The following is a 22,931-nucleotide window of genomic DNA, read 5'->3' as shown; positions in this document are numbered from 1 at the left end:
GGGGACGACAGCGCATCCCAGCCCTGCGGAGGTACTCCCAGTGATCAACGGCGTGAACAAGATCTTCATCTTCGTGGACGACCAGCAGAAGGCCAAGGAGTTCTGGACCGGAACCATGGGCTTCGGGCTCCACCTGGACTCCGAGGAATGCCCGGGTGCGGGATGGGTCGAGGTGGTGACCCCCGACAAGCGGGCCATCCTCATCCTGGCACAGCGCCCCGAGGGCATGCCCAGCACGGCCGGGCAGCGCTCGCACACGGCGTTCTACTGCGACGACATCCACAAAACGGTAGCCGAGCTGCGGTCGCGCGGGGTCGAGATCGCGAACGACATCACCGAGGAGCACTGGGGGCTGTCGGCGGACTTCAAGGACCCGCTGGGCACCCTCTTCAACATCGGTGAGCGCACCCCCGAGGTCCAGCCCCCGCCGCCGAACAACTGACGACCCGACGCGGTTGTCGCAGCTCCCGACGATCCCGCCGGACCCGCGCCGTCGTGGCCGACCGCTGTTGCGGCGGAGATGTCCTCCGCCGCAACAGCGCGCGACCGCACAGCGGAGGGTCCGGCGGAGTCGTCGGCGGGCGCGGCCCGCCACGCACCGGCCCACACCACACCTGCAGGAGGTATCCACCGTGCCAGGGGACGAGACAGCGGCCGACGCCGACGACATCCGGGCCGGCCAGCCCACCCTGTTCACCGACGACATCGAGGCCATGGCGGCCTTCTACCGGACCATCGGCTTCATGGAGACGTACCGGTTCCCCACCAAGGAGGAGCCGGTGTTCATCACCCTCAAGTGGAGCGCCTTCCACCTCACGCTGGCCGACGCGGCAGCCGTCCGCGGCTCGACGGGGCTGTCCGGCATCGGAACGTCCGGCAGCCACCGGTTCGACATCACCGTCATCGTCGAGGACGTCGACAAGACCGTCGGCGCGCTCCGGGAGGCCGGCGCCCCGGTCGTACTGGAGCCGCGCGACCAACCCTGGGGGGACCGGCACGCCTATGTGACCGACCCCGAGGGCAACTACGTGCAGATCACCACGCACAGCAACCACGACTTCGGGTGGAGCGGCGCATGACCCGGTCCTGCCGCGCTCGAGCCGGACTCGAGGCGCGGCTGGGACGCTGGCCGGTGCGACCGGTCACATCGCTGCGACCTCCGCACGAGAGAAGAGCCTTCGAAGGGAGCCAGGTGTGACCACGACAGGTCCGCAGCCGCCCGCAGCCCGGCGGGAACAGCCGCCGCTCGCCTACCCGTTGGGCGAGCCCACCCGACTCGACCTGCACCCGGGCTACGCCCGGCTGCTCGCCGAGTCCCCGCTCACCCGGGTGACGATGCCGCACGGCGGCACAGCGTGGCTGGCGACCGGCTACGAGGCGGTGCGCGAGGTGATGTCCTCCCCCGCCGTCAGCCGGGCCGCCGCGGCGGAGAACCCGGCGATACCCCGGCTGCTGCCCGAACCCCCTCCCGCCGGAACGATCATGACGCTCGACCCGCCGGAGCACTCCCGGCTGCGTCGCCTGGTCAGCAAGGCGTTCACGGCCCGCCGGGTGGAGGCCATGCGGTCCCGCATCCAGAAGGCCGTCGACGAGCTGCTGGACGACATGGTGGCGCACGGCGCTCCCGCCGACCTGGTGCGGCAGTTGGCCGTGCCGCTGCCGGTGCGGGTGATCTGCGAGGTGATGGGCGTGCCCGTGGAGGACGAGAAACACTTCCGCGCCTTCACCGAGGGGATCATGGGCACCACGGCCTTCGACTCGGACGAGGTCAAGGCCGCGATGGGCAACTTCTTCGGCTACTTCGCCCAGTTGGTCGCCGAGCGCCGCGCCGACCCGACCGACGATCTGCTCGGCGCCCTGGTGACCGCGCGGGACGACGACGACAAGCTGAGCGAGCAGGAACTGGTGTGGCTGGGCGTCGCACTGCTGATCGGCGGCCACGAGACCACGCTGAACCAGATCACCAACTTCACCTATGTGCTGCTGGGCAACCCCGCACGCGCGCAGGAGCTGCGTGAACACCCCGAGCTGTGGCCCAGGGCCGTCGAGGAGCTGCTGCGGTACGTGCCCACCGGGGCCGGCTCGGCGTTCGCGAGTCTGGTCACCGAGGACACGGTGCTGCACGGGGTGCCGGTGGCCGCGGGCGAGGCGGTGATCGTGGACCTGGGGGCCGCCAACCGTGACCCGGCCGCCTTCGACCACCCCGACGAGCTGGACTTCCACCGGGAGCCCAACCACCATCTGGCGATGGGGCACGGCGCCCACTTCTGCCTGGGCGCCCAACTCGCCAGGATGGAGCTGCACATCGCGCTCGGCACGCTCCTCGACCGCTTCCCCGGCCTGCGGTTGGCGGTGCCCGAGGAGGACCTCACCTGGCGTACGGGGTCGCTGATCCGCGGTCTGGACGAGCTGCCGGTCGCCTGGTGACGGCCCGCCCATGACCCGCCCGGCAACCCCGACCGCCCACAACCTCATAGCACCGACAGTGCGGAGTTGGAGACATGACCACCACAGCGGACAACTCGGTGACCCCGGCGGCCGGGCCGTACCCCAAGCGCTGGCTGGCGCTCGGGGTGCTGCTCGCCGCGGCCTTCATGGACCTGCTGGACGTCACGATCGTCAACATCGCCTTACCCGACATCCGCAGTGACCTGGACGCCGGCTACGCGGCCTCCCAGTGGGTGGTGACCGCCTACACCCTGGCCTTCGGTCTGGGGCTGATCACCGGTGGCCGCCTGGGCGACGGTTACGGCCGCAAGCGGATCTTCCTGCTGGGCATCGGACTGTTCACGCTCTCCTCGCTGCTGTGCGGTATCGCACCCGACGTCGAGGTGCTGGTGGCGGCGCGCGCGGTGCAGGGCATCGCCTCGGCGCTGATGGTGCCGCAGATCATGGCGACGGTCTACGCGATCTTCCCGGGGAACGAGCGCGGCGGCGCCAGCGGCGCCTATGGCGCCGTGACCGGGCTGGCCGCGGTGGCCGGGCCGCTGCTCGGCGGCGTGTTCGTCGCCTACGACGTGCTGGGGCTGGGCTGGCGCGCGGTCTTCCTCGTCAATGTGCCCATCGGGGTGGCCGCGCTGTTCGCCGCCTGGCTGCTGGTGCCGGAGACCAAGTCGGACTTCCCGCTGCGGATGGACATCCTCGGCGTCGTCCTGGTCAGTGTCAGCCTGCTGCTCCTGCTGTATCCGCTGGTGCAGGGGCGTACCAGCGGCTGGCCCGCCTGGATGGTCGTCGCGCTGGTCGCGGCGCCGCTCGTGATGGTCGGCTACGCGCTGCACGCCCGGGCCAAGGAGCGACGCGACGACTCCCCGCTGGTGCCACTGCGGCTGTTCGGACAGCCAGGGTTCAGCGCGGGCACCGTCGTGCTGTTCGTCTTCGACGCGACGATGATCGGCTTCTTCCTGGCGATCTCGCTCACCCTGCAGATCGGCCTCGGCTACAGCGCCATGCGCACCGGTCTGCTGTTCCTGCCGTGGGCGATCGGCGCGGGCCTCACCTCCGGTGCGGCCGACGGCCTGGTCGGAAAGCTGGGGCGGCATCTGCTCACCGCGGGCGCGCTGGTGATGGCCGCGGGCATGCTGTGGTTCGCACTGGCCCTGGGACCGGGCGCGAGCTGGTGGGAGCTGGCCCCCGGCCTGTTCCTGGCGGGCATCGGCATGGGCGGCGTCATCGGCCCGGCCTTCACCGTCGCGGGCGCCCATGTGGCGGGCCGGGACGCCGGTGCCGCCTCCGGTTCGCTGAGCGCCGCCGTACAGCTCGGCAACGCGACCGGTGCCGCACTGCTGGGCGTATTGCTGTTCACGCCGCTGGCCGCCGCCGCCCCGGACGCCTACGACGGCCACGAGAAGCAACTGCGCACCCAGCTGATCGCCGCCGGCACCCCGGCCGCCGAGGCGCGGGAGCTGACGGCGCAGCTGCGCCCCTGTTTCCTCGACTACGCGAAGGAGGAGAACCCGGACGAGCAGCCGGCCAGCTGCGGCCCGGTGTTCGAGAAGGCCGGCAGCGATCCCGAGGTGCGGCAGGCCGTGGACAAGGCGGTCGACGCCAGCCGCGCCGAGATGTTCACCGACACCTTCGGGCGCTTCGTATGGTTCACGGTCGGCGGCCTGGCCGTCGTCGCGCTGCTCGCCCAGACGATGCCGCGCGAGGTGCGCGGCTATGAGAGCTGGGGCGAGGAGAGCGAGGCGCGGGAGGCCAAGAGCTAGCGCCGCTCCCCGGGCATGAACTCGGCCCCGGCCCTGGGATCAGGGCCGGGGCCGAGTTCGTGCCCGGGGGGATGCCGTCAGTCGCGGGTGTCGAGGAAGGAGGTGATGTGCCGGCCGGCGCGGAAGACCGGGTCGGCGACGATCTCGCGCAGCAGCGGGATGGTGGTGTGCACTCCCGGTCCGGCGATGCGGAACTCGGCCAGCGCCCGGTCCATCCTGTCCAGGGCCTCGTCGCGCTCGGGCGCCCAGCAGACGACCTTCGCCAGCAGCGAGTCGTACTGCGGCGGCACCTTCCACCCGGCCCGGCCGTGGGTGTCCACACGGACGAACGGCCCACCGGGCGGTACGAACTCCTCCAGCGTGCCCGGTGCCGGCGCGAAGTCCCGCGCCGGGTCCTCGGCGTTGACCCGGCACTCGACGGCCACCCCGCGGGGCACCAGGTCCTCCTGGGTCATCCGCAGCGCCTCGCCCGAGGCGACCCGGATCTGCTCGCGGACCAGGTCGACCCCGTACACCGCCTCGGTGACCGGATGCTCGACCTGGATGCGGCAGTTCATCTCCATGAAGGAGAAGCCCTCGTCGTGCACCAGGAATTCAAAGGTGCCCGCGCCCGTGTAGCCGATGGCGCGGGCCCCGCGCACCGCGGCGCGGGCCATGGCCGAGCGCAGTTGCGGGTGCAGCCCGGGCCCGGGGCTCTCCTCGACGAGCTTTTGGTGTCGGCGCTGCACGGAGCAGTCCCGCTCGCCCAGGTGCAGCACGGTGCCGTGCCCGTCGGCGAGCACCTGGACCTCGATGTGCCGGGCGCTGTCGCAGTACCGCTCCATGTAGACGCGGTTGTCCCCGAAGACGGCCTGCGCGGTCGCCCGGGTCTGCCGGTAGGCGGGCAGCAGGTCGGCGGCGTGCCGTACGACGGTCATTCCACGGCCGCCGCCGCCCGCCGCCGCCTTGATGATCAGCGGGTAGCCGATCCGGGACGCCAGGTCGGACGCCTCGGCGGCGCTGTCGACGGTGCCGGGGCTGCCGGGCAGCACCGGCAGCCCCGCGTCCGTCATCAGCGCCCTGGCCACGGCCTTGTCCCCCAGCTTGGCCAGCACCTCGGGGCGCGGGCCGATGAAGGTGAGACCGTTCTCCGCGCAGATCTCGGCGAAGTCGGGGTCCTCGGAGAGGAACCCGTAGCCGGGGTGCACGGCGTCGGCCCCGGTGCGCAGCGCCGCCTCGATCACGGCGGGCGCCGAGAGGTACGACTTGCGGGGCGCCCCGGGGCCGATCTGCACCGCGGCGTCCGCAGCGCGCACATGGCTGCTGTCCTGGTCCGCCGTCGAGTGCACGGCAACGGTGCGGATGCCCAGCTCGCGGCAGGTCCGCATGACGCGTATCGCGATCTCACCCCGGTTGGCCACCAGGACGGTGCCGAATCCCACGGTCAGGCCCCCTCGTCCGTACCGTCCGCGGCCGGGTCGGGGTCGAGGAGCACCAGCGGCTCGCCGTACTCGACCGGCTCGCCGTCTCCGACCAGCACCTCCACGACCCGCCCGGGCCGGGTGGCCTCCAGCGGGTTCATCAGCTTCATCGCCTCGATGATGCCGAGCTGCTGCCCCTTCTCCACATGATCGCCCGGCTGTACGAAGGGCGGCGCGCCGGGGGCGGGAGCGGCGTAGAAGGTACCGACGAGAGGGGCACACTCGCGGTGCCCCTCCAGGATCTGCTCTCCGGCGCCCCCCGCGGCGCCGGTTCCCTCCTGGGGGGCCGGGCCGACCAGGGCGGCCGGCCCTCGGTCGCCCTCCCATTCGACCTCGACGCTGGCCGCGCCGAGCGCGACGCGGACCCTGCGGGGCTTGTCCGGCCCCACCCGGACCACTTCCGCGATGCTCCGGCAGATGTCCGCGAGCGCCAGCCCGCTGTTGTCGTAGTCCAGCCCCGCGAAGGTGTCGTCGGAGCCCTGTGTTCGGGTGAGCTCACTCATGAGTGCCTCTCGATCGGTAATGCGTACCCGGCATGGGGGTTGCGCTTGCCGGCCCTGCGCCCTGGGGGCACCTCCCGGCCGGAGGCTGGACGAGGATGGGCGGCCGGCAGCGAACGGACAGGGGTACCGCCTCGCCGGACCTCACGGGCCCTCCGCGAGTCCGAAGGCCCGGAAGCGCCGCCTCCGTGCAGCCACCGACTCCCCGTCCGGCGCGGAGCGCAGCTCGCGCAAGGCGGCGACAACAGCCCTCCGCACGGAGTCGCTGAGGGTGGCCGTATCCATATGGCCGCCGCCCTCGGGCTCGGGGATCACCCCGTCCACCACGCCGAGCCGCAGCAGCGAAGCGGCGTCGAGGCCCAGTTCGTCGGCGGCGACAGCCGCCTCTGCGGCGTTCTTCCACAAGATGGCCGCGCAGCCCTCCGGGCTGATCACCGAGTAGGTCGCGTTCGCACAGATCAGCACCCGGTCGGCGACGCCCAGCGCGAGAGCGCCGCCGCTGCCGCCCTCGCCGGTCACCACGGCGACGACCGGCACCGGCAGCGAACCCATCAGCCGCAGATTCTCGGCGATGGCGACGGACTGGCCCTTCTCCTCGGCGGTCAGCCCCGGGTAGGCGCCCGGGGTGTCGATGAGGGTGACGACGGGAATCCGCAGCTTGGCCGCCAGCCGCATCAGCCGTGCCGCCTTGCGGTAGCCGGCGGGTGTGGGCATCCCGAAGTTGCGGCCCACCAGTTCGGTGGTGGTGTGGCCCTTCTGGTGCCCGATGACCATGACCGGCAGCTCGTCCAGGCAGCCGATCCCGCCGACGATCGCGGGGCACTCCTCGCCGGCCCGGTCGCCGTGCAGTTCGACGAAGCCGTCCAGCCAGTACCCGATGTGCTCCAGGGCGGTGGGCCGGCCGGCCTCGCGGGCGAGCTGTACGCAGTCCCAGGCGGGCAGCTGGTCCAGCAGCTGGCTGTCGCGGACGACGGGATCCACCTCGCCGCTCCCCCACTCCGCCGCCGGGCCGGTGGACACGGCCAGCAGCCGGGCGAGCCGGGCGCGCAGTTCACCGCGCTCCCACACATCGTCCACGAGGCCGTGGTCGCGCAGGAACTCGGCGGTCTGGAAGCCGTCGGGCAGCTGCTGGCGGATGGTCTGTTCGATGACGCGCGGCCCGGCGAAGCCCATCCTGGCGCCCGGTTCGGCGACCACCACGTCGGAGAGCGTGGCGAAGGAGGCGGCGACCCCGCCGTAGGTCGGGTCGGTGACCAGGGTGACCGTCAGCAGCCCGGCCTCGTCCAGTTCGGCCAGCGCGTTGCTGGTCTTGGCCATCTGCATCAGCGAGAGCGCGCCCTCCTGCATACGGGCGCCGCCGGAAGCGGTGACCAGCAGCAGCGGGGTGCGGTCCCGGAGCGCGTTCTCGGCGGCGGTGGTGATCGCCTCGCCCGCCGCCACACCGAGGCTGCCGCCGAAGAAGCGGAAGTCCATGACGGCGGCCGTCAGCTGCCGTCCCTCGATGCGTCCGCGCACGGCCAGCACGGCGTCGTGCTGATCCGTGCGGTGGCGGGCCTGCTGGAGCCGCTCGGCATACGGCCGCTGGTCCACGAAGTCGAGGGGGTTGTGCTGGGTCGCGGGTATGTCGAGGTACTGGACGCTGCCCTCGTCGAAGAGTTGCGCTATGCGCGCGGGTGCGTCCAGGCGGGCGTGTGCCCCGCACTCGGGGCACACGTGCAGCAGCCGCTGGTACCGCTTGCCGTAGACCAGGGAGCGGCAGTTGGTGCACGAGACCCAGGAGGGTTGTTCCTGGGCCGGTGCGTGGCCCGGCGGCCTGGGGGAAGTCGTCATCTGTACTCCGCGTCCACCTCGTAGATGCCGAACGGCACCGTCGGCCGCGTGTCCCGGTAGGGGCGCAGCGGGGCCGTGTCGTCCTTGTGGGTGGCGCCCTCCTCCCATGCGCGGAAGGCCGCCATGTCCGACCAGCGGCTGACGACGACGAGCGCGGTCGGGTCGGCGGGCGAGCGCAGCAGCTCGTTGCCGAGCATGCCGGGAACCTGCGCCATCCGCTTGCTGACCAGGTGGTACGCGTCGCGTACCGCGGCCAACTGCTCGTCGTCGTACGCCGCCTGGTACACCAGTACACGGACCTCAGCGGGCATCCGTGTCCGCCTTGCCGGGTACGTGTGCGACGACCGTCATCGTGTTGAAGGAGCCCTGGGAGCGGTAGGGGTGCAGCCGCTCGCGGTGGGCCAGGTGCGCGTCGCTGGTCTCGAACTCGCGGAAGCCGGGCTCGTCCACCCAGTCGCTGACGATGTAGTAGGTGGACTCCTCGTCGGCCGACTTGGACAGCCACTGGCCCAGGCAGGCGGGGTGGCCGGTGACCGCCTCGGTGCTGCCGCGCCACACCTTCTCGAAGTCGGCTTCCATGCCCGGGTTGATCTGCATCCGCAGCAGCACCCGGAACTGCCCCTCTCGCTGTGCTTCGGTGGTCATCAGGAGATTCCTCCGTCCACGCCGATGGTGGCGCCGGTGACATAGCGGGACAGGTCGCTGGCCAGCCACAGGACGGCGCCGGCGACCTCTTCGGGGGTGCCGAGCCGGGCCAGCGCGGTCTTGGCGCTGTACCGCTCGATCATGAGTTTCTGCTGGTCCTCGGGCATCTTGTGCAGGTTCTCCGTCTCGATGACGCCGAGCGCGACGATGTTGAAGCGGATGCCCTGGCTGCCGAACTCCTTGGCCAGCGAGCGGTTCAGCCCCACCAGCGCGGCCTTGGTGGCGGTGTAGTGGGAGCGCAGCGGGATGCCCGCCTCCACGGCCTTGGAGCCGATGCTGACGACCGACGAGCCCTCGCCCATCAGCGGCAGCGCCGCCTGGATGACCAGGTGGACACCGGTGAGGTTGACGTCGACGATGCGCCGCCACTCCTTAAGCGGCAGCTCGGCGTAGGGGATGTGGCTGATGGCGCCCGCGTTGTTGACGACCAGGTCGAGGTGGCCCCAGCGGGTGCGGGCCTCGGCGATCAGGGCGCCGACGCTGTCGGGGTCGGAGACGTCGGCGCGCACCACATGGTGGTCGCCGTCGGTCTCCTTGAGCGCCGCCTGGAGCGAGGCGACGGCCTCGCTCTCGGTCTGGTAGCAGGTCAGCACGTCGGCGCCGGCCTCGGCCAGGGCGAGCACGATGCCCCGCCCCACTCCCCTGGTGCCACCGGTGACCAGGGCTTTCCTGCCCTTGAGGCCGAGATCCATGAGTGTCTCCTTAAGCGGTTCGTAGGTCACAGCAGCAGCGTGAGCGCCGCACAGTTGGCGACCAGGGCGAGGACGGTCAGCGCGCTGCGGCGCTGGTTCCAGGCACCCCAGTGCCGGCGCGGATCGCGGTCGGCGAAGTCGGCCGGCAGGTTGTCCGGGTCGAGGGTGCGCACCCACTTGTTGACCGGGACGTTCTTGGTGAGCGAGATGACGACGGTGACCGCCGCCAGTACGGCGCCCGCGACGAACAGGCCGCGGGCCCCCGGGTGCGGGCTGACGGCCGCCAGCCAGCTGTCCCCGGCCAGGGTGCCGAGCAGACAGATCGGCATGGCCGGGTCGTAGCGGGTGGCGAAGAACGCGTGCGCGTGCACATACCGGTCGGCGGGCAGCGCCGCCAGCAGCGGCCAGCCGCCGAGCTGGGTGCCGAACAGCACCCCGGCGGCCAGCCCGTTGAACAGGACGACGAGCGGGGCGAGATACTCGATCACTGCCGCCCCGCCGCTGCCTTCGCTGCCGCCTCGACCTTCTCCTTGATGAGCTTCATCTGGATGGCGGTGTTGCGGTTGAGGTGCTCGGTCATGCCCTCGTCGGTGACGGGGGCGGCCTCCTTCATATGGAAGTCCTGGACCCAGCGCATCTTGGTGCCGTCGCCCTCGGGCAGGTACTCCCAGTAGATGTTCATGTACTCGAAGGGCCCCGTCTCCACGCGGTGGGCCCGCACCTGGCGGGTCTTCGGGTCGGGGATCCGCTTGGAGACCCAGCTCCAGGCGTTGCCGTCCTCGTCGGGGTGCATGGTGAGCCGGAAGAGGATCTCCCGGCCGCTGTCCCCGTCCTTGTCCTCCAGCACCTCGACGGACGCGTACTCGCTGAACAGCCGGGGCCAGGAGTCGAGATCATTGGTCATGTCCCAGACCAGTTCCAGCGGCGCGTCGATGACGATGCTGTTGTCGGTGTGGCCCGCCATGGCGGTCCCTCCTCACTTGTCGCGGTTTTGCTGCGCGTGTCCCAGCACGAGTGCGGCGTTGAAGCCGCCGTGGCCGCGGGCGACGACCAGAGCGGTACGCAGCTCGGTCGGGCGGGGCTCGCCGAGCACCAGGTCGATCTCGTATCCGGGGGCTGCCGCGGCCGGGCCCGCGGTGTGCGGGACGGTCTGGTCGCGCAGTGCGAGCAGCGCGGTGGCCGCGTCCAGTGCCGCTCCCCCGCCGTAGAGCCGTCCGGTCAGCGTCTTGGGGGCGGTCACGGGCACCCCGCGCGGCCCGAACACCTCGGTCAGCGCCTCGGCCTCGGCGCGGTCGGCCTCCGGGACGCCGAGCGCGTCGGCGAACACGACGTCCACGTCGGCCGCGTCCAGCCGGGCGTCGGCGAGCGCGGAGCGGACGGTACGGCCCAGCACCGGGCCGCGCTCCGAGCCCGGCGGCGGGTCGAAGCCGGCGGCGTAGCCCAGCACCCGGCCGTAGATGTGCGCGGCACCGCGGGCCTCGGCCGCCTCGGCGTCCTCGACGACGAGCAGCGCGCCGCCCTCGCCGGGCAGATAGCCGCAGGCGTCGGCGTCGAACGGCAGATAGGCGCGCGCCGGGTCCTGCACGGTGGACAGCTGCCCGGTGGTCAGCTGCGCGGTCAGCCCGTAGGGGCACAGCGAGGCGTCGGTGCCGCCGGTCATCACCAGCTTGGCGCCGGTACGGATCAGCCGCCGGGCCTGGCCGATGGCGTCGAGCCCACCGGCCTGTTCGCAGCACAGCACACCGCACGGGCCGCGCATCCCGTGCCGGATGGAGACCTGGCCGGTGGTGGCCGCGTAGAACCAGGCGATGGACTGGTAGGCGCCCACCCAGTCGGGGGCGTGCTGGTAGAGGTTCTCCATCTCGTGCTGGCCGAACTCGGTGCCGCCGGAGGAGCTGGAGGTGACCACGGCCATCTCGTACTCGGGCAGTTCGGCGGGGGTCACCTGCGCATCGGCGATGGCGGCCTCCGCCGCCGCCAGCCCCAGATGGGTCCAGCGGTCCGTCTGCTGGATGAGCCTGCTGGGCACCCGCCCCTTCGCCTCGAAGCCGGGTACCTGGCCGGCGAGCCGCACCGGGTAGGGGCTCGGGTCGAAGAGGGTGATCCGGTCGATGGCGGAGCGGCCCGCCAGCACCGCGCGCCAGTGCTCCTCGGTGCCGATGCCGGTGGGCGCCAGGACGCCGAGTCCGGTGATGACGGGGGCGCGGGTCGGGGCGGTGACGCCGGTCGCGGAGACCGGCATCGTCCCGGTGGTCGCGGTGGGGCTCATGCGGACCTCCCCTCGTAGGCCACAACTCCGGGCCGGGCCAGCACGGTGGCGCTCTGGAAGCCGCCGAAGCCGCTGCCGACGCTGAGGACCACGTCCATGGGGTGCTCGCGCGCGGTGAGCGGTACGTAGTCCAGGTCGCACTCGGGGTCGGAGTTGTGCAGATTCGCGGTGGGCGGCACGACCTGCCGGTCGAGGGCCAGTGCGCAGGCGGCCACCTCGATGGAGCCGATGGCACCCAGCGAGTGGCCCACCATGGACTTGATGGAGCTGACCGGGACCCGGTAGGCGTGTTCGCCCAGGCTGCGCTTGAACGCGGCGGTCTCGTGGCGGTCGTTCTGCTTGGTGCCGGAGCCGTGCGCGTTGATGTAGTCGACGGCCGTCGCATCGAGCCGGGCGCGGTCGAGGCAGACCCGGATGGCCTCGGCCATCTCGCGTCCGTTGGCCTTCAGACCGGTCATGTGGAAGGCGTTGCTGCGGCCCGCGTAGCCGACGATCTCCCCATAGATCCGTGCCCCGCGCGCCTCGGCCGCCGCCTTCTCCTCCAGCACCAGTACGGCGGCGCCCTCGCCGAGGACGAAGCCGTCCCGTTCGGCGTCGAAGGGCCGGGAGGCGTGCTCGGGGTCGTCGTTGTTGGGGGAGGTGGCCTTGATGGCGTCGAAGCAAGCCGAGGTGATCGGGGAGAGCGGCGCGTCGGTGGCGCCGGCCAGCACCACGTCGCTGCTGCCCTCCTCGATCAGCTGCACGCCGTGCCCGATGGAGTCCAGCCCGGAGGTGCAGCCGGTGGACACGAGCGCCACCGGGCCCTCGGCGCCGACCTCCCAGGCGACCTCGACAGCGAGGGTGGAGGGCACCATGTAGCCGTACAGATGCGGCACGCCGTAGGTGTGGTCGACCAGCCAGTGCTTTCCGGCGTCGCTGAGCAGGACGTACTCCTCCTCCAGGCCCATGGTGCAGCCCACCGCGCTGCCGATGCTCACCCCGGTGCGGGCCGGGTCGGCGGCGGCGAAGTCGTAGCCGCTGTCCTCCACGGCCTCCCGGGCACCGACGACGGCGAACTGCGCGGCCCGGTCCATACGGCGGATCTGCCGCGGGGTGAGGCCGGCGGCGACCGGGTCGAAGTCGGCCTCGGCCGCCATCCGGGAGCGGAAGCCGGTGGGATCGAACAGCGAGATGCGGCGGGTGGCGGTACGGCCGTCGGACAGCAGCTTCCAGAACGCCTCCCGACCCACCCCGCCGGGTGCGACCACCCCGACGCCGGTGACGACGGCGCGGCGGCCGGTCGCTGCGTCACGGGTCACGAGGCACCGCCGACCGACGGGTTGGGCTGCTCGGGCCGTGCCACCTTCTCGGTGTCGACGTGTCCGAGGTCGGGGCGGGGCGCCAGCGGCGAGAGGTGGAAGGCGGCGTGCGCGCTCTCGGTGCCGGTGTTGACCAGCCGATGGCGCACCCCGATGGGCACCAGCAGCGAGTCGCCGGGGCCCAGCTGCACGACCTGGCCGTCCATCGTCATCTCCAGCCGGCCGGTGACGACGTGCAGGAACTCCTCGGAGTAGGGGTGGTAGTGCTCGGTGACGTGTTCGCCCGGCTCCAGGCTCAGCACCCCGCCGAAACCGCTGGTGCATCCCGTGGTCTTCGGGCTGAGCGTGGTCCTGATGTCGCCGCCGCGCCGGGTGTTGGCCTCGACGTCGTCGGCGTGCACCCGGACGGTGCGCGTGATTTCGGTGGTCACTGACCCCGCCTCCTCATCGGCTGTCGCTGGCAGCGCCGTGCACCGTCGCAGCCGCGCCTACAAGTCCGCTCGAACCGCCGTTGATGCCGATGAGGGGCTGCCCCTGTCCGTGGTCCCCGGACTGCGGGTGAGTTGTGGCTTGTCGCGCAGTTCCCCGCGCCCCCGACGGGGCGCTCCCCCAGCACCGCTCTAGCGCTCAGCGAGCGGAGTGCGGCGACATGGCCCCACAGGGATCCGTGTTCGCGACCAGCGAGGAGCAGCTATGCCGTTCGCCGCCATCACCTACGACATCAAGGCGGGGTACGAGAAGGAGATATCGGAGATCTTCGGCAACTTCCGCCGGGTCGGCTCACCCGTCGTCCAGGACGAGTCGGGCGGCGAGACGGCGCGCATCCTGTCCACCGCGGTCTTCATCCGCGACGACACGATGGTGCGGGTCATCGAGTACGAGGGCGACCTGGACGCCATCGCCCGGCACATGGCGACCCAGCCGGGAGTGCGTGAGGTGGAGGAGAAGCTGGCCCCGTATCTGTCCCGGCCCCGCGCGACCGACACCGTCGAGGGCTTCGTCGCCACCTTCCGCCGCTCCCTGCTGACCTGTATGGCGCAGATGTCGGTCCGGGACGCCGCCTGACGAGACCGTTCGCCGCCGCTGCGCCGCCGTTCAGCCGGTCACCGTGCCGCACTCCCGCTCGTCCCGTTCGGGGAGCGCGGCCGCGGCGGCGTGCAGCAGATCGAGGGCCTGCGGGAGGAACGGGTTGGGATCGGTGGTGCGTCGGGTGGCGTAGACGCGACGGGTGTGGCTGGGGTCGGTGAGCCGGACCAGGCGCGTCCCTGGTGCCTTGGACGTGCTCGGGGCGTCCACCACGGCGAGCTCGGGCGCGATGGCCACGCCCAGCCCCTGCCGGACCAGTTCGTAGGGCAGGTTGTAGTCGTTGGTACGGAAGAGCACCTCGGGCAGGAAGCCGCCGGCGGCGCAGATGTGACGCAGACAGCGCGCGGCGTCGGTGTCCTCGTGGTAGCTGATCCAGCGCTCGTCCCGCAGCTCGGCCAGGCGCAGATGCGGGCGTCCGGCGAGGGGGTGGGTCGCGGGGAGAAGCAGGTGGAGCGGCTCCTCCAGCACGAGTGTGTGCTCCAGGCCCTCGGGCCAGTTGTGCGGCACCACGCCGTACTCGAAGATCACGGCCAGGTCCAGCCGCCCCTCCAGCACGGCGGGGACCGTGACCTGCGGGTCGCCCTCCTCGTAGCGCACCTCGACCTCCGGCCGATCGCGGAGGAACCCCGTCAGCACCGTCGGCACCAGCCGGAATCCCGCGGACCAGAAGCTGCCCAGCCGCAGTCGTCCGCGCTCGGCGGCGGCGTAGGCACGCATCTCGTTCTCCGTCGCCGACAGGTCGGCCAGCAGACGTCCGGCGCGCCGGGCGAGCTGCAGCCCGGCGGGGGTGGGCCGCACGCTGCGCGGTGAGCGCTCGAACAGCTGCACGCCCAGGGCGCGTTCGACGGTGGAGATCTGCTGGGAGACGGCGGAGGGCGTGTAGCCGAGGCGCTGGGCGGCCGTACGGAAGGAACCGGCGGCGACCACCTCGCATATGGCCTGCAGCTGCGGCGGAGTCAGCATCAGCTGAACTTAACACTCTGTTGGGCAACGTTCATTCTCTTTGACCTTGCCTGGGCCTCCGCCATCCCGCAGATTGGGCGTCCACCAGCCCAGCCCCGGCCCTGACCAGCAGCTGCAGAAGGGAGGCACCGTGCCCGGAAGGCATACGCGGGCCCGTGCCGCCGCACTTCCCCTGGCGCTCGCGGCGCTGCTCACCTCGACCGCGACGGCCTGCGGCGGCACCGCGACCGTCAACCAGTCCAAGGTGCCCACCCAGCGCGTCGACCCCGCACTCCGCTCGCTGCTCCCGGCGGACATTCGCGACAAAGGGTCACTCACCTCCGCCGTCGGCAACGACTACCCGCCGCTGTCCCTCCTGGACATCGACAACAAGACCGTCATCGGCGCCGAACCCGATCTGATCCGGGCGATCGGCCAGATCCTCGGCGTCCGCGTGCACCTGGTGCAGGCGAACTTCGACAGCATCATCGGCGGCGTCAAATCCCACCGCTACGACGTGGCGATCCAGGCCATGCTCGACAAGAAGGAGCGCCAGGAGCAGGTCACCTTCGTCGACTACATGAAGACCAGCAGCTCGATCCTGGCCTCCGAGAAGGCGGCCGACGACATCGACTCGCTGGCCGGCATGTGCGGCAGCCGGATCGCCGTCGAGCAGGGCACCTCGCAGGTGGACGACGTGACGGCGCAGGCGAAGAAGTGCGCGGCGGCCGGCAAGCCGGAGCTGGAGAAGCTGGTCTTCCCCGACTCCGTGGGCTGCTTCCAGGCCCTGTCCACCGGCCGCGCCGACGCGTTCGTCGGCGGCACCCCCACCGTCGTCTACCAGGCGGAGATGTCGCACGGCAGGTTCCGCACGGCCGGCGAGCCGTACCGCTTCCTGCCGTACGGAATCCTGATCAACAAGGAGGAGCGGACCTTGGTACGGGCCATCCGCGGTGCCCTGCAGAAACTCATGGACAACGGCACCTACGCGAAGATCCTCAAGCAGTGGAACATCCGCTCGGGGGCCCTTGAGCGCGCCACGGTGAACGGGGGCACGGCATGACCGAGACCCTTGTGCGTGCCGGCTCCGGCGGCGCCGGCCCCGGCCGTGCGGCCGAGTCCGTCCGCGCCGTTCCACAGCGCCGTCCGGGGCTGCGCGTCGCCGCGATCGTGGTGACCTTCCTGCTGGTCTTCCTCTTGGAGGGATGGATCACCAATTCCCGTATGCAGTGGGGGACCGTCGGCGAGTTCCTCTTCTCGCCGGTGATCATGGAGGGGCTGCGGACCACGCTGCTGCTGACGGCGCTCGCCATGGCGCTCGGTGTCGTCGGCGGTGTCGTCCTCGCCGTCCTGCGGATGTCCTCGAACCCCATCCTGGCCCAGCTGAGCTGGTGCTACATCTGGGTCTTCCGCGGCACCCCGCTACTGGTCCAGCTGCTGTTCTGGTACTTCCTGTCCGCGATCGTCCCCACCGTGGGCCTCGGCGTCCCCTGGGGGCCGACGTTCGTCCAGGCCGACACGAACACCCTCATCACCCAGCTCACCGCAGCCGTGCTCGGCCTCGGACTGCACGAGGCGGCGTACATGGCGGAGATCGTCCGCGCGGGCATCACCTCCGTCGACGACGGCCAGAACGAGGCCGCCCAGGCGCTGGGCATGTCCCGCGGGCAGACGCTGCGCCGCATCGTCCTGCCGCAGGCGCTGCGCATCATCATCCCGCCCACCGGCAACCAGGCGATCTCCATGCTCAAGACCACCTCGCTGGTCTTCGCCATCGCCGTACCCGAGCTGCTGACCTCCATCCAGGGCATCTACTCGCGCAACTTCCAGCAGGTTCCGCTGCTGGTCGTCGCCTGCTTCTGGTACCTGGTGGCGACCTCCGTGCTCAACGTCGGCCAGTTCTACCTGGAACGCCGCTTCGGCCGCGGCGCCAGCCGCGACCTGCCACCCACCCCGCTCCAGCGGCTGCGCGCGGCGGCCCGCAAGAACCTCAAGGAGACGGCACGTTGACCACCACAACGACCCCGCTGATCAGAGCCGAGAGGGTGCACAAGAGCTTCGGCCGGACCGAAGTGCTCAAGGGCATCGACCTGACCGTCGCACCCGGAGAGGTGATGTGCCTGGTGGGCCCCTCCGGGTCCGGCAAGTCGACCTTCCTGCGCTGCATCAACCACCTGGAGACCATAGACCGGGGACGGCTGTGGGTCCGCGACGAGTTGGTCGGCTACCAGGAGCGCGACGGCCGGCTCCACGAACTGAGCGAAAAGGCCGTCTCCCGCCGCCGCCAGGGCATCGGCATGGTCTTCCAGCGCTTCAACCTCTTCCCGCACATGACCGCGCTGGGCAACGTCGTCGAGGCCCCCCTCCGGGTCCGGAAGGAGCCGAAGGAGCAGGCACACGCGCGCGGCGCCGAACTGCTCGCCCGCGTCGGACTCGCCGACAAGGCGCACAGCTACCCCGCCCAGCTCTCCGGTGGACAGCAGCAGCGGGTGGCCATCGCCCGTGCCCTGGCCATGAAGCCCGAACTGATGCTCTTCGACGAGCCCACCTCCGCACTCGACCCCGAACTGGTCGGCGAGGTGCTGGAGGTGATGCGGACGCTCGCCGAGGACGGCATGACGATGGTCGTCGTCACCCACGAGATGGGCTTCGCCCGCGAGGTCGGCGACTCCCTGGTGTTCATGGACGACGGGATCGTCGTGGAGACCGGAACACCGGCCGACGTACTGGGCGCACCGCGACACGAGCGCACCCGCGCGTTCTTGAGCAAGGTCCTGTGACCGCCCCGCAGATCCGCTGACCACCCCGCAAGGGCCACCGCCCGCCCTGCGCCCCACCGCCACCCCCCGAGGGAGTTTCCGCATGACCAGCCGAGCCGTCGTCATCGGTGCCGGAGTGATGGGCGCCGCGACCGCTCACCGCCTGGCCGAGGCAGGCGTCAGCGTCACCGTGCTCGACGCCGGAGGCCGTACGCCGGGCACCTCCGGCGCCACCTTCTCCATCGACGTCACCCATCTGAAGACCCCGCTCTCCTACTTCCTGCTCAACCAGCGCAGCGCCGCGCTCCACCGCGAACTGGAGTCGGAACTCGGCGTCGGGCGGGACGCCGGATGGCGCCACCCCGCGCCGCTCGTCCAATGGGGCCACAGCGAGGAGGAACAGCGCACCCTCCGCGCACGTGCCCAGCGCCTCGCCGAGTGGGGGCACCCCTGCCGCAGCGCCGACCCCGGCGAGTTGAGCGCCCTGGCACCCGGCGTCGACCCGGCCTCCTGCCGCGCCTCCGAACTCGTCGTGCACGACGACGCCGCCTGGTACGACGCGCCCCTCCTGGCACGTACCCTGCTGGATCGCGCCGCGGCCCTGGGAGCCGACATCCGCTACGACAGCCCCGTGACCGCACTGCTGCGGGACGGCGGGCGCGTGTGCGGAGCCGAGGCGCGCGGCCGGCGCTTCGAGGCCGAGCACGTCGTCAACTGCGCGGGCCCGGACGCCGGACGCATCGCCGAACTGGCCGGGGTGCGGCTGCCGCTGCGGCAGATCCCCGGCCTGGTGGGCGAGTCCACACCGCTGCCCGAACCGTTGCGCGCCATCGTCGCCACCCCCGGCGTCGATCTGCGCCCCGCCCCCGGCAACCGGGCCTGCGCCATCTCCTGGCCCGTCGACGCCCTCCTCGACCCGACCTCGGCAACCCCTGTCCCCGCCGAGGCGCAGCTGCTCACCCGGTGCTCCGCGGTCCTTCCGGCCTTCCGCGCCCTGGGCGGCACCCGTATCGGCGTGCGCCCCGTCCCCGAGGACGGCCTCCCCCTGGCCGGTCCGCACCCGGGGGCCCCCGGCCTCTACACCCTCGTCAGCCACAGCGGCGTCACGCTCGCTCCCCTCCTCGGCGCGCTCGCCGCGCGGGAGCTCACCGGTCGGGCGCCCGTCCCCGACCTCGCCCCCTACCGCCCCGACCGCGACACCTCGCACCCGGTCCGCGACGAGAGTCTCGCGGTGATGAGTGGGCACCGCCCTCCCTCCCCCTGACAGGGCACTTCCCCTCCTGCGGGTCACAGCACCGCCACCGCTGCGGCGTTCAGCACCAGGGCGACGAGGGACAGCGCGGTCCGCAGCAGGTGCCAGCGGCGCCACAGGGGGCGGGGGTCCTCCCAGTCGTGGGGCAGCGCGGTGGGGTCGGTCACCGCCTTGACCCGCCGGTTTATGGGAACGTTGGCCAGGTGGGAGACGGCGGAGACGCCCAGCGACAACACCGCTGCGACGGCGAACAGCACCCGGGCCGAGGCGTCGTCGGCGACGAAGGCGAGGGCGGCGGCCAGCACCGTGGAGGTCAGTACGACGACGGGCATGGTCGGGTCCCAATTGCGTCCCAGCAGCTTGTGCGCGTGCACATAGGTTCCCGTCTCCATCGCGAACAGCGCGGGCAGCACGCTGAGCGCCACGGCGAAGAGGACCCCCGCCGTGACGCCGCTGCCGAGGAGAACGGCCACCCCGAGGACAGCGTCCACCCCCATCGGTTCAGCTCCCGGCCGGGTGCGTGTCCACGGTCAGCTGAGCGATGGACCGCATGGTGGCGTCGCGGAAGTAGGCGGCGAACGCCTGGGGGGAGGCGGTGTCGCGCTGCTCCGCGAGGTAGGGCTGGAGCTTCTCCTCCAGCAGGTGGACGCCCTTCTGCTGGGCCATGTGCTTGCCGACGGCCGCGAAGTCGCCCTCGTAGTGGATGACGCGCACCATCACGTCGTCCTTGATGAACACGCCGGTGCCCAGCAGCCGTCCGGCGGCCCGGCCGTCATCGCCGGGCAGGTCGGGGGTGTCGACGCGCTTGAAGTTGGCGAAGATCTCCGCGATCTCCTCCTCGTGACCGGGCTTGACCCGATAGGTGATCGCCGCGTAAGGCATCAGATTCCTCCATCTACGGTGAGCGTGGCGCCGGTGATGTAGCGGGAGGTGTCGCCCGCGAGGTAGAGGACCGCGCCGGCCACGTCCGCCGCGGTGCCCAGCCGGCCCAGCGCCGTCATTCCCGCCAGGCGCTCGACGAGCTGCGGCGGCAACCCCGCGCCCGGCTCGTCGTCGGTCGCCGTGACGCCGGGCGCGACGGTGTTGACGCGGATGCCCCGGCTGCCGACCTCCTTGCACAGCGCCCGGCCGAAGCCGACGAGTGCCGCCTTGGAGGCGGAGTAGTGGGTGCCCAGCGCACGCCCCCGCAGCGCGACCGAGGCGCCGACGTTGACGATCGAGGCGCCGTCCGCGAGCAGTTCGTGGACGGCACGGGTGACCAGATAGGCGGAGGTGACGTTGGAGTCCATCAGCCGGTGCCATTCGGTCTCGTCCAGGTCGGCGAACTTGCTGTGCCCGTCGACACCGACGTTGTTGACGAGCACGTCCAGGCCGCCCAGGTGCGCCCCGCACTCCTCGGCGAGCCGGGCGGCGTCCTGCGAGGCGGTGACATCGGCGCGCACCAGGTGGTGTTCGGCGCCGGTCGCCGCCAGCGCCTCGGTCAGGGTGCGCGCGTCGTCACCGGCCGTGCGGTGGGCGACGACGAGCCGGGCACCCGCCTGGGCGAAGGCCAGGACCGTGGTACGGCCGATGCCCCGGGTGCCGCCCGTGACCAGGACGCGCTTGCCGGCGAGTCCCGGCGCGGGCAGCACACCGGTCTCCGGGCCGGCGGCGCTCATACCGCATCGGGCAGGTTGGCATTGATCATCTTGAGCAGCAGCCGGGGCGTCTCCGCCTCCACCACGGCGTCGTCGGACAGTTCGACGCCGTACTCGCGCTTGATGACACCGGTCACCTGGAGCAGGGCGAGCGAATCGTAGCCGAGTTCGAGGAACGGCACGTCCAAGGCCGCCTCGTCGGCGATGTCGCAGCCGTCCGCGTACTCGGCCTCGCCCGCGCACTCCAGCAGCTTCTCGGCCAGCTCGCGCTGGGTGAACTCGCTCACCGGGTCCTCCCTGAGTCCTTCGTCCATACGTAGAACGGGTTCGCCATCGCGTCCTTGGGCTCCTGCCAGTTCGGGTCGTAGGGCGACACGCACTGCGCGAGGCGGGTGTTGATGTCGTCGTAGAGGGGGTGGCTGCGGGCACGGTAGAGATTGGGGGTGATGTCCTCGTCCGCCTCGACGAGGTGGAAGTACAGGTCGTGGAAGGTGAAGAGCGTCCGCCGCGCCACCCCCACCATGTGGGGCAGCTCGGTCGCGTCCGACTCCTCGAAGATCTGCGCGATGGAGTCGGCCTTGCCCGGCTCCATCCGCGCCACTATGAGCGTCCGGTGTGCCACCGTCGGCCTCCTTCGGGAAGGTGTGGAGCAGCCCGCCCCGGTCGGTCGGCGGGCCTGCCGGGCAGCGTGCCACCGGCCTCTACAGCCCCGCTCGATCCGTGCCCCGAAGGGGCGCGGGGAACTGCGCGACCAGCCACCGGGGCACCTCCCGGCCGGAGGCCGGGGAGGACCGCGGCCTGCGGACGTCGGGCAGGCCCCCCGGACGGCTACCGCAGCGGCCCCGTGATCACTGTGCGGCGCTGCGCGGCCTCGTGCGACAGCAGCAGCGGTCGGCCGATGAGCCGGCCCTCCCGCCGTACTCCGGCGGCCCGCACCCCGTAGCCGCCGAAGGGCTGGTTGCCGTCCTCGATGTCGAAGGGGGTGGCGTCCCGCAGCACGACGGCCGTGCCGAGGGTCCGGCCGGTCAGCCGGGGCTCGCCGAGTACGGCCGCGTACATGCCGCGCTCCAGCTCCAGGGGGTGCCGCGCCCAGGCGCGCAGCAGTTCCGGGTCCTCGTAGGGGACGACGCAGAACAGCGGCCCGGCCAGCTGGGGCGGGTGGAAGTCGGGGTCCTCGTCGAAGACGAGGAGGGAGGGTTCGACCTGCATCCGTTCGGGGTCGGCGCCGCCGCCGGCCACCACCCGGTCGGCGTGCTCGGCCAGGAAGCGGGCGGCGCCTTCGACGGCCTCCCCGTAGGTGAGCGCGGTCAGTACGGCGTCGGGCCAGCGGCGGGCGCCCACCGTCAGCACGGACAGCTCGGCGCGCAACTGCTCGACCAGCGCGTCGAGCCGCAGCCGGTGGACGAACAGCACATCGGGGCACAGCCGGTCCTGCCCGGAGTTGTGCAGCCGGGCACGCAGTACGGCACGGCAGGCGGCGGCCGGTTCGGCGCGCGGTCCGACGATCAGCGGGTTGGGCCCGTACCCGAAGTGGAGGAAGAGCGGGCCGTCCCCGGTCTCGGTCATCAGCTGTCTGCCGGTCTCGGCGGAGCCGGTGAAGACGACGGCGTCGGACTCGGCGCACACCGGGGTGAAGTCGCGCTGGGCGGCGTCGGTGAACCGGATGCGCGCGGCCAGTTCGGGGTCGAGCCCGCGGCTGACGGTCCGGTGCACCTCGTACGCCGTCTCGCGGATGCGGGGCGTGGGGCGTACGACGACCTCGTCGCAGTAGAGGGCGGGCACCAGGCAGTGGCGGACGTAGGAGTAGAGAGCGGTGTGCTGCGGAAGCACGACCGAGAGCCGGGACAACTGCGGCACCCCGGTGCGGGCGAGCTCCCAGGGAGCGCCGGCGACCGCGCGCAGTGAGCGCAGCAGTTCGTCGCGGGCGCTGGCGTAGGTGGCGAGCCGGGTGAGCGCCGCCAGCAGTTCGGTGCGGCCGTGCAGCAGCGCGGCACCGGCGCCCGTGGCCCTCTCGTGCGCCGCCTCGATGTCCGGCCACGTGCGGGTGAGGGATTCCAGCACGGGCATGGAGGGCTGGGTCATATGACGACTCCTCGGGCGCGGGTGGGGTCGGGTCCGACCGGCTTCAACCGGCGCTCGACCCCGCCGGATTACCTTTCCCTGCGGCTCACCGCCGCATTTCCGAGGAATCACCGATGTCGTGCATGTCATCTCGTGACGGTGATTTCAGCGTAAGGGGACGAGGACGGGGTGTCGAGAGGGCGGCCCGGACAGCGGGCCGACCGGACCAGGAGGG

At 71.8% G+C, this 22,931-nt stretch carries 27 protein-coding genes; 9 read left to right on the top strand and 18 right to left on the bottom strand.

The window, feature by feature from the left end:
• Nucleotides 1-40 precede the first annotated feature (40 nt).
• The 4 genes from JW613_RS07080 (at nt 41) to JW613_RS07065 (ending at nt 4,205) form a co-directional block, all read left to right on the top strand.
• Nucleotides 41-442 (top strand): VOC family protein, encoded by a 402-nt coding sequence (locus JW613_RS07080; protein WP_180289600.1) that lies wholly within the window; start codon nt 41-43, stop codon nt 440-442.
• A gap of 190 nt (nt 443-632) precedes the next feature.
• Nucleotides 633-1,079 carry a VOC family protein gene (locus JW613_RS36290; RefSeq protein ID WP_209209833.1) on the top strand — a complete coding sequence of 149 codons (447 nt, stop codon included), beginning with the start codon at nt 633-635 and terminating at the stop codon, nt 1,077-1,079.
• Nucleotides 1,080-1,194: 115 nt separating this feature from the next.
• The gene (locus JW613_RS07070; RefSeq protein ID WP_307843675.1) at nt 1,195-2,427 is read left to right on the top strand and encodes a cytochrome P450; all 1,233 of its coding nucleotides are present in this window, start codon (nt 1,195-1,197) and stop codon (nt 2,425-2,427) included.
• A gap of 74 nt (nt 2,428-2,501) precedes the next feature.
• Nucleotides 2,502-4,205, top strand: coding sequence for an MFS transporter (locus JW613_RS07065; RefSeq protein WP_209209832.1), 1,704 nt, complete (start codon nt 2,502-2,504; stop codon nt 4,203-4,205).
• A gap of 77 nt (nt 4,206-4,282) precedes the next feature.
• Here the strand turns inward: JW613_RS07065 and accC are convergent, their stop codons facing one another.
• The 11 genes from accC to JW613_RS07010 all read right to left on the bottom strand — a co-directional run bounded on the left by accC (nt 4,283) and on the right by JW613_RS07010 (nt 13,390).
• Entirely contained in the window at nt 4,283-5,626 is a 1,344-nt protein-coding gene (gene accC, locus JW613_RS07060; protein WP_307865818.1) for an acetyl-CoA carboxylase biotin carboxylase subunit, read from the bottom strand.
• A 2-nt stretch (nt 5,627-5,628) separates the two neighbouring features.
• The gene (locus JW613_RS07055) at nt 5,629-6,168 is read right to left on the bottom strand and encodes an acetyl-CoA carboxylase biotin carboxyl carrier protein (RefSeq protein WP_209209831.1); all 540 of its coding nucleotides are present in this window, start codon (nt 6,166-6,168) and stop codon (nt 5,629-5,631) included.
• Between the two features lie 141 nt (nt 6,169-6,309).
• On the bottom strand, nt 6,310-7,995 hold the full coding sequence (accA, locus tag JW613_RS07050; RefSeq protein ID WP_209209830.1) for an acetyl-CoA carboxylase carboxyl transferase subunit alpha: 1,686 nt from the start codon (nt 7,993-7,995) through the stop codon (nt 6,310-6,312).
• On the bottom strand, nt 7,992-8,306 hold the full coding sequence (locus JW613_RS07045; RefSeq protein WP_099879622.1) for an antibiotic biosynthesis monooxygenase family protein: 315 nt from the start codon (nt 8,304-8,306) through the stop codon (nt 7,992-7,994). The genes accA and JW613_RS07045 overlap by 4 nt, the downstream gene beginning before the upstream one ends.
• A complete protein-coding gene (locus JW613_RS07040) occupies nt 8,296-8,640 on the bottom strand; it encodes an antibiotic biosynthesis monooxygenase family protein (protein ID WP_209209829.1) in 345 nt (114 codons plus the stop codon). The genes JW613_RS07045 and JW613_RS07040 overlap by 11 nt, the downstream gene beginning before the upstream one ends.
• Nucleotides 8,640-9,392, bottom strand: a complete 753-nt coding sequence (locus JW613_RS07035; protein ID WP_209209828.1) for an SDR family NAD(P)-dependent oxidoreductase — start codon at nt 9,390-9,392, stop codon at nt 8,640-8,642. The genes JW613_RS07040 and JW613_RS07035 overlap by 1 nt, the downstream gene beginning before the upstream one ends.
• A gap of 26 nt (nt 9,393-9,418) precedes the next feature.
• Nucleotides 9,419-9,880: an anthrone oxygenase family protein gene (locus tag JW613_RS07030; protein WP_209209827.1), complete on the bottom strand. Its 462-nt coding sequence runs from the start codon at nt 9,878-9,880 to the stop codon at nt 9,419-9,421.
• Entirely contained in the window at nt 9,877-10,356 is a 480-nt protein-coding gene (locus JW613_RS07025) for an SRPBCC family protein (protein ID WP_209209826.1), read from the bottom strand. Before JW613_RS07025 ends, JW613_RS07030 begins: the two co-directional genes overlap by 4 nt.
• A 12-nt stretch (nt 10,357-10,368) precedes the next feature.
• Nucleotides 10,369-11,661, bottom strand: coding sequence for a ketosynthase chain-length factor (locus JW613_RS07020; protein WP_245225153.1), 1,293 nt, complete (start codon nt 11,659-11,661; stop codon nt 10,369-10,371).
• Nucleotides 11,658-12,959, bottom strand: coding sequence for a beta-ketoacyl-[acyl-carrier-protein] synthase family protein (locus JW613_RS07015; RefSeq protein WP_209209825.1), 1,302 nt, complete (start codon nt 12,957-12,959; stop codon nt 11,658-11,660). The genes JW613_RS07020 and JW613_RS07015 overlap by 4 nt, the downstream gene beginning before the upstream one ends.
• Nucleotides 12,956-13,390 (bottom strand): cupin domain-containing protein, encoded by a 435-nt coding sequence (locus JW613_RS07010; protein WP_209209824.1) that lies wholly within the window; start codon nt 13,388-13,390, stop codon nt 12,956-12,958. The genes JW613_RS07015 and JW613_RS07010 overlap by 4 nt, the downstream gene beginning before the upstream one ends.
• A gap of 262 nt (nt 13,391-13,652) precedes the next feature.
• Here JW613_RS07010 and JW613_RS07005 point away from each other — a divergent pair, with 262 nt between their 5' ends.
• Complete coding sequence (locus JW613_RS07005) at nt 13,653-14,024, top strand: SchA/CurD-like domain-containing protein (protein ID WP_099879635.1); 372 nt, start codon at nt 13,653-13,655, stop codon at nt 14,022-14,024.
• A 30-nt stretch (nt 14,025-14,054) separates the two neighbouring features.
• Here JW613_RS07005 and JW613_RS07000 read toward each other — a convergent pair whose 3' ends face one another.
• Complete coding sequence (locus JW613_RS07000; protein WP_209209823.1) at nt 14,055-15,008, bottom strand: LysR family transcriptional regulator; 954 nt, start codon at nt 15,006-15,008, stop codon at nt 14,055-14,057.
• Between the two features lie 130 nt (nt 15,009-15,138).
• Here JW613_RS07000 and JW613_RS06995 point away from each other — a divergent pair, with 130 nt between their 5' ends.
• The 4 genes from JW613_RS06995 (at nt 15,139) to JW613_RS06980 (ending at nt 19,010) form a co-directional block, all read left to right on the top strand.
• On the top strand, nt 15,139-16,050 hold the full coding sequence (locus tag JW613_RS06995; protein WP_209209822.1) for an ABC transporter substrate-binding protein: 912 nt from the start codon (nt 15,139-15,141) through the stop codon (nt 16,048-16,050).
• On the top strand, nt 16,047-16,997 hold the full coding sequence (locus JW613_RS06990; protein WP_209209821.1) for an amino acid ABC transporter permease: 951 nt from the start codon (nt 16,047-16,049) through the stop codon (nt 16,995-16,997). Before JW613_RS06995 ends, JW613_RS06990 begins: the two co-directional genes overlap by 4 nt.
• Nucleotides 16,994-17,767, top strand: a complete 774-nt coding sequence (locus tag JW613_RS06985; protein ID WP_280635106.1) for an amino acid ABC transporter ATP-binding protein — start codon at nt 16,994-16,996, stop codon at nt 17,765-17,767. Before JW613_RS06990 ends, JW613_RS06985 begins: the two co-directional genes overlap by 4 nt.
• A gap of 82 nt (nt 17,768-17,849) precedes the next feature.
• Nucleotides 17,850-19,010, top strand: coding sequence for an NAD(P)/FAD-dependent oxidoreductase (locus JW613_RS06980; protein WP_209209820.1), 1,161 nt, complete (start codon nt 17,850-17,852; stop codon nt 19,008-19,010).
• Nucleotides 19,011-19,033: 23 nt separating this feature from the next.
• On the opposite strand, the gene JW613_RS06975 is transcribed toward JW613_RS06980, so the two are convergent.
• The 6 genes from JW613_RS06975 to JW613_RS06950 form a co-directional block, all read right to left on the bottom strand.
• The gene (locus JW613_RS06975; RefSeq protein ID WP_209209819.1) at nt 19,034-19,495 is read right to left on the bottom strand and encodes an anthrone oxygenase family protein; all 462 of its coding nucleotides are present in this window, start codon (nt 19,493-19,495) and stop codon (nt 19,034-19,036) included.
• 4 nt (nt 19,496-19,499) lie between these two features.
• On the bottom strand, nt 19,500-19,880 hold the full coding sequence (locus JW613_RS06970; protein ID WP_209209818.1) for a SchA/CurD-like domain-containing protein: 381 nt from the start codon (nt 19,878-19,880) through the stop codon (nt 19,500-19,502).
• The gene (locus tag JW613_RS06965) at nt 19,880-20,656 is read right to left on the bottom strand and encodes an SDR family NAD(P)-dependent oxidoreductase (protein ID WP_099879642.1); all 777 of its coding nucleotides are present in this window, start codon (nt 20,654-20,656) and stop codon (nt 19,880-19,882) included. Before JW613_RS06965 ends, JW613_RS06970 begins: the two co-directional genes overlap by 1 nt.
• Nucleotides 20,653-20,922 (bottom strand): acyl carrier protein, encoded by a 270-nt coding sequence (locus JW613_RS06960; RefSeq protein WP_209209817.1) that lies wholly within the window; start codon nt 20,920-20,922, stop codon nt 20,653-20,655. Before JW613_RS06960 ends, JW613_RS06965 begins: the two co-directional genes overlap by 4 nt.
• Entirely contained in the window at nt 20,919-21,257 is a 339-nt protein-coding gene (locus JW613_RS06955; RefSeq protein WP_099879646.1) for a TcmI family type II polyketide cyclase, read from the bottom strand. Before JW613_RS06955 ends, JW613_RS06960 begins: the two co-directional genes overlap by 4 nt.
• 206 nt (nt 21,258-21,463) lie before the next feature.
• On the bottom strand, nt 21,464-22,717 hold the full coding sequence (locus JW613_RS06950) for an aldehyde dehydrogenase family protein (RefSeq protein WP_209209816.1): 1,254 nt from the start codon (nt 22,715-22,717) through the stop codon (nt 21,464-21,466).
• Nucleotides 22,718-22,931: the final 214 nt, after the last annotated feature.

The organism is Streptomyces smyrnaeus, from assembly GCF_017676345.1.
Classification (GTDB): Bacteria; Actinomycetota; Actinomycetes; order Streptomycetales; family Streptomycetaceae; genus Streptomyces; species Streptomyces smyrnaeus.
The sequence above is the reverse complement of the archived record's forward strand: the minus strand, read 5'-3'. Positions and strand labels throughout refer to the sequence as shown.

Coding starts and splice junctions, on each gene's coding strand:
- JW613_RS07005 (WP_099879635.1), top strand. CDS start 13,653: ATGCCGTTCGCCGCCATCACCTACGACATCAAGGCGGGGTACGAGAAG.
- JW613_RS07065 (WP_209209832.1), top strand. CDS start 2,502: ATGACCACCACAGCGGACAACTCGGTGACCCCGGCGGCCGGGCCGTAC.
- JW613_RS06980 (WP_209209820.1), top strand. CDS start 17,850: ATGACCAGCCGAGCCGTCGTCATCGGTGCCGGAGTGATGGGCGCCGCG.
- JW613_RS07035 (WP_209209828.1), bottom strand. CDS start 9,392: ATGGATCTCGGCCTCAAGGGCAGGAAAGCCCTGGTCACCGGTGGCACC.
- JW613_RS06970 (WP_209209818.1), bottom strand. CDS start 19,880: ATGCCTTACGCGGCGATCACCTATCGGGTCAAGCCCGGTCACGAGGAG.
- JW613_RS06965 (WP_099879642.1), bottom strand. CDS start 20,656: ATGAGCGCCGCCGGCCCGGAGACCGGTGTGCTGCCCGCGCCGGGACTC.
- JW613_RS07020 (WP_245225153.1), bottom strand. CDS start 11,661: ATGAGCCCCACCGCGACCACCGGGACGATGCCGGTCTCCGCGACCGGC.
- JW613_RS07000 (WP_209209823.1), bottom strand. CDS start 15,008: ATGCTGACTCCGCCGCAGCTGCAGGCCATATGCGAGGTGGTCGCCGCC.
- JW613_RS07040 (WP_209209829.1), bottom strand. CDS start 8,640: ATGACCACCGAAGCACAGCGAGAGGGGCAGTTCCGGGTGCTGCTGCGG.
- JW613_RS07055 (WP_209209831.1), bottom strand. CDS start 6,168: ATGAGTGAGCTCACCCGAACACAGGGCTCCGACGACACCTTCGCGGGG.
- accA (WP_209209830.1), bottom strand. CDS start 7,995: ATGACGACTTCCCCCAGGCCGCCGGGCCACGCACCGGCCCAGGAACAA.
- JW613_RS07025 (WP_209209826.1), bottom strand. CDS start 10,356: ATGGCGGGCCACACCGACAACAGCATCGTCATCGACGCGCCGCTGGAA.
- JW613_RS06990 (WP_209209821.1), top strand. CDS start 16,047: ATGACCGAGACCCTTGTGCGTGCCGGCTCCGGCGGCGCCGGCCCCGGC.
- JW613_RS06950 (WP_209209816.1), bottom strand. CDS start 22,717: ATGACCCAGCCCTCCATGCCCGTGCTGGAATCCCTCACCCGCACGTGG.
- JW613_RS06975 (WP_209209819.1), bottom strand. CDS start 19,495: ATGGGGGTGGACGCTGTCCTCGGGGTGGCCGTTCTCCTCGGCAGCGGC.
- JW613_RS07045 (WP_099879622.1), bottom strand. CDS start 8,306: ATGCCCGCTGAGGTCCGTGTACTGGTGTACCAGGCGGCGTACGACGAC.